The organism is Streptomyces sp. ATLC9, assembly GCF_057196705.1.
In genome coordinates, this window is the sequence record NZ_JBXUOY010000351.1 from 1 (window position 1) to 4,691 (window position 4,691).

Annotated in this window: 3 protein-coding genes and 1 pseudogene; 2 read left to right on the forward strand and 2 right to left on the reverse strand. The window is 74.8% G+C overall.

Translation table 11 applies throughout. The features are described from left to right. Positions 1-69: 69 nt before the first annotated feature. The gene (locus AC2CJA_RS24355; RefSeq protein ID WP_484604833.1) at positions 70-1,467 is read right to left on the reverse strand and encodes a multidrug effflux MFS transporter; all 1,398 of its coding nucleotides are present in this window, start codon (positions 1,465-1,467) and stop codon (positions 70-72) included. Between the two features lie 122 nt (positions 1,468-1,589). Beyond that, entirely contained in the window at positions 1,590-3,221 is a 1,632-nt protein-coding gene (locus tag AC2CJA_RS24360; RefSeq protein WP_484604834.1) for an alkaline phosphatase D family protein, read from the reverse strand. 160 nt (positions 3,222-3,381) lie between these two features. Here AC2CJA_RS24360 and AC2CJA_RS24365 point away from each other — a divergent pair, with 160 nt between their 5' ends. Both AC2CJA_RS24365 and AC2CJA_RS24370 read left to right on the forward strand, forming a co-directional pair. Then, positions 3,382-4,314: a PhzF family phenazine biosynthesis protein gene (locus AC2CJA_RS24365; protein ID WP_484604835.1), complete on the forward strand. Its 933-nt coding sequence runs from the start codon at positions 3,382-3,384 to the stop codon at positions 4,312-4,314. A 152-nt stretch (positions 4,315-4,466) separates the two neighbouring features. After that, positions 4,467-4,637 (forward strand): annotated as a pseudogene (locus AC2CJA_RS24370) (alpha-hydroxy-acid oxidizing protein); the annotation flags it as partial. Between the last annotated feature and the right edge of the window lie 54 nt (positions 4,638-4,691).

Here is a 4,691-nt window from a genome sequence, read left to right on the forward strand (position 1 = left end):
CGCCCGATGAGCGCGGACCACCGCGACGATCCCCCGCGCGCACGGCGGTGCGCGGTTTTCCGGCGCTCGTCACACCGACCGGTCCCGTACGCGCCCGCGCCCCCGCTTCGGGCGGCACAGCGCGGCGAAGCAGACGATCGCGACGAGCGCGCACACCAGCTGCACCACCGCCATCGGCACGGCGGTGCCCTCGCCCGCGACGCCCACCAGCGGGGAGGCGATCGCGCCGACGAGGAACTGGGAGGTGCCCAGCAGCGCGGAGGCGGAGCCCGCGGCGTGCGGAGTGCGCATCAGGCCCTGGGAGTTGGCGTTGGGCAGCACCAGCGCCATGGCGGACATCAGCACGAACAGGCCGGCGGAGACGGGTACGAGTCCGGCCTCCCCCAGCAGGCCGGAGGTCATCACCAGCAGCGCGGCGGCCGATAGCACGATCACGGCCAGGCCGGCGGCGATGACGCGGTCCAGGGAGACGCGGCCGACCAGGATCCTGCCGTTGATCTGGCCGAAGGCCACCAGGCCGATGGAGTTGACCATGAACAGCAGGCCGAACGTCTGCGGTGAGGCGCCGTAGATCTCCTGGATGACGAACGGCGAGGCCGCCACGTACGCGAACAGGGCCGCGAAGCCGAAGCTGCCCACCAGCAGGTAGCCGGTGAACACCCGGTCGGCGAAGAGGCCCCGCATGGTGCGCAGGGCGTCGGCCACGCCGCCGCCGTGCCGCCGCTGCGGCGGCAGCGTCTCCGGCAGCCGCCAGGCGGTGACGAGGGTGAGGACGAGGCCGAAGGCGGCGAGCACCAGGAAGACCCCGCGCCAGTCGGTGAGCCGCAGCACCTGCCCGCCGAAGACCGGCGCCAGGACGGGGGCCGCGCCGGCGATCAGCATCAGGGTGGAGAAGAAGCGGGCCATGGCCAGCCCGTCGAACAGGTCGCGCACCACGGCGCGGGCGATCACGATGCCCGCCGCCCCGGCCAGGCCCTGCAGCAGGCGGAAGGCGGTCAGGGAGTGGATGCCCGGCGCCAGCGCGCAGGCGACGCTGGCCAGGACGTAGCCGGCCATGCCCGCCAGCAGCGGGCGCCGGCGGCCGAAGCGGTCGCTCATCGGGCCGATGACGAGCTGTCCGACGGCCAGGCCCAGCAGGCAGGCGGTGAGGGTGAGCTGGATCTGGGCGGCCGGGCTGCCGTAGACGGCGCCGATGTCGGGCAGCGCCGGGAGGTACATGTCCATCGACAGCGCGGGAAGGGCGGTGAGGCCGCCGAGGATGAGGGTGATCAGCAGCCCGGCGCGGGCGGGACCGGTGGGCCGGTCCGGCCGCGGGGTGCGGGCCGCTCCTTGCCCGGCGCCCCGAAGTCCGGGCGGGGAGACGGAGTTCAGCGGTCCGGACTTCAGCGGTCCGGGGGCCGGGGGCACGGGGAGCTGGTGGGGTATCTCGGTTTCGGCGGCGGCCGGGGACGGGCCGGGGTCGGTCATTCACCTCTCCAGATTCGACGGAACCGTCCAATCATCCCAGGTTTCCCGACCCCGGCGCACCCCCTTTGTTCAGCATCCGGACAAAACCGCCCGAGGAGGCCCGAACGCCCCGGACACCCGGGTCAGGCCGGCAGCAGCCCCGGCTCCCCGGCGGGCGAGACGAAGGACGCCGCGGTGGCGACCGGCGCGCCCGGGGTGGTCACGGCCGGCACCGTGCGGTAGTCGGCGCGCAGCCGCTCGCGGTCCAGGCCGAGCATCACGTATCCGCGCCGCCCGTTGTAGTAGCGCATGTGCGGGTTGGCGGTCATCAGCGTCTGCCAGTTGGCGGGACGCTCCGCGCCGTCCCGGCCGCTGGAGATGGAGGAGGTGACGATCTCCACGCCCGCCGTGCGCGAGTCCGGGTCGTCGAAGTCGCGCTTGACGTCCAGCCCGTAGTGGACGTGGACGTCGCCGGTGAGGACGACGAGGTTGTCCACGCCGGCCGCGTCCGCGCCCGCCAGGAAGCGCTCACGGGCGCCGGGGTAGCCGTCCCAGGCGTCCATGGAGACCGGCCAGGGGCCCTCGACCCGGTTGCGGCGGCGGGAGAGGACGACCTGCTGCGGCACCACGTTCCACAGCGCCCGCGAGCGGCGCCAGCCGTCGGCCAGCCAGCGCTCCTGGGTGGCGCCGAGCATGGTGCGCGAGGGGTCCTGCGACTCGGGCGTGGGCACCTTCCAGCCGTCGCCGTTCGCCTGGTTGTCGCGGTACTGGCGGGTGTCGAGCACGTCGAGCTGGGCCAGGCGCCCGTAGTGCAGCCGCCGGTAGAGCCTCAGGTCGGGACCCCGGGGGCGCTGGGGGCGGCGCAGAGGCATGTTCTCGTAGTACGCGCGGTAGGCGGCGGCGCGCCGGATGAGGAACTCCTCCGGCGGCACGCTGTTCTCCGGTGTGCCGCCCGCGTAGTTGTTCTCCGTCTCGTGGTCGTCCCAGGTGACGATCCACGGGTGGGCGGCGTGGGCGGCCATGAGGTCGGGGTCGGTCTTGTAGAGGGCGTACCGCAGCCGGTAGTCCTCCAGCGTCACCGTCTCCCGGGCGAACACCTCCGGCAGCGTGCGGTCGGTGTACTTGCGGTCGCCGCCGGCGGGGTCGACGGCGTACTCGTAGAGGTAGTCGCCCAGGTGGAGGACGGCGTCGACGTCCTCCTCGCGGGCCAGATGACCGAGGGCGGTGTAGTAGCCCTGGTGGTAGGCCTGGCAGGAGGCGAGGGCGAAGTTCAGCGAGGCGGGCACCGCGCCGGGGGCGGGGGCGGTGCGGGTGCGCCCGGCGGGACTGATCCAGCGGCCGGCGCGGAAGCGGTAGTGGTAGTCGCGGCCGGGGGCGAGGCCGCCCGCCTCCACGTGCACGGTGTGGTGGAACTCGGGGTGGGCGGTGGCGGCGCCGCGCGCGGCCACGTGGCGGAAGCGCTCGTCGCGGGCGATCTCCCACAGTACGGTGACGCGCTCGGCGGGCAGTCCGCCGTCCGGCTCGTACGGCCTGGGGGCCAGGCGGGTCCACAGCACCACGGAGTCGTGGCGCGGGTCTCCGGAGGCCACGCCCAGGGTGAAGGGGTCGTCCGTGATCCGGCCGGGGTCGAGGGCGGGGGCGGCGTGGGCGGTGGAGGGCAGGTTGGTGCTCAGGGCCAGGGCGGCGGCGGCCCCGGTGACGGTCAGGAAACGGCGGCGGCCCAGGTGGCGTGCGGCGGCTCTGAGTTCCGCGTCGGCGCTCGGTGAGTGCGTCATGCACATGATTGGAGCGTTCCGGGGCGGCGGTCCGGCGGCAACATGTTGGCGCGTACACGACGCTTCTATGGCGTACGGGTGACGCGAACCGTGCGGCGGGACGCGTTCCGCCGCACGGGCGGTACGGAATACAGGCCGTGCGGCGCGGGGTTGGCCCGGCATGACCACCACGGAGACGGGGGCCGAGGCCCCGCACGTACTGCGCTACACGGCCTTCTCATCAGACCCGGACGGCGGCAACCCGGCCGGAGTCGTCCTCGACGCGAGCGGCCTGGATCAGGAGCGGATGCTCGCGATCGCCGCCGAGGTCGGCTACTCCGAGACGGCCTTCCTCACTCCCCCGCCGCCGGACGGGGACGGGGAACCGGGCGCGGCGCCGGACGCGGCCCCGGGGCGCGGCTTCACCGTGCGGTACTTCAGCCCCCTCGCCGAGGTGTCCTTCTGCGGGCACGCCACGGTGGCCGCCGCCGTCGCGCTCGCCGAGCGGATCGGACCGGGCGAGCTGGTCTTCGCCACCCCGGCCGGGACCGTGCCCGTCACGGTCACCGAGGACGGCGGCGGCCTGCGCGCCACACTGACCAGCGTCGAGCCGTACGTGGCGGAGATCGGCGAGGACGACCTGGCCGAGGCGCTGGCCGCACTCGGCTGGCACGCCGGCGAGCTGGACCCCCGCCTGCCCGCCCGCGTCGCCTACGCCGGCGCCCGGCACCTGGTGCTCGCCGCCGCGACCCGCGAGCGGCTGGCCGCGCTGGACTACGACTTCGAGCGGCTGCGGGCACTGATGCTGCGGCTGGACCTGACCACCCTCCAACTGGTGTGGCGCGAGCGGGATCCGGACGGCGGGACGGGAGCGGGGGCGGTCTTCCACGTCCGCGACCCGTTCCCGGTCGGGGGCGTGGTGGAGGATCCCGCCACGGGGGCGGCCGCGGCGGCGCTCGGCGGGTATCTTCGCGCCCTGGGCCTGATCACCGCGCCGGCGGTGATCACCCTCCACCAGGGGCACGACATGGGCCGGCCAGGACTGCTGGAGGTCGGGCTGCGCGCGGACGACCCGCGCGTGCGGGTGTCGGGAACGGCGGCCCGCATCACGTGAGCGGGAAACCGAGAGAACCGGGGGAAGGGACGGGTGGGACATAAACGAGCAGGGTGGACAGGCCGGGACACCGGGCACACCGGGCGCGAACCTCCGCCCCGGGCGTGCCCGTGTTCCTGTCCACCGCCTCCTCCCACGCCATCGAGGAGGTCGCGCGGGCGGTGCTGGTCGGCCGCCCGTACGCCTACGGCCTGGCGCACGGCGGCGAGGAGGGCGTACGGCATGTGCTGCGCTCCCTGCCGGCCGACCTGGACCTGACGCTGGGCCTGTCCGGCCACCGCACGCCGGCGGAACTGTCGCCGGACTCGCTGCGGCGCGCCTGAACGCGGCGCGCGCCCCCACCGCGCCCGCACGCCCGCCGCGCCTCAGCCGGCGGG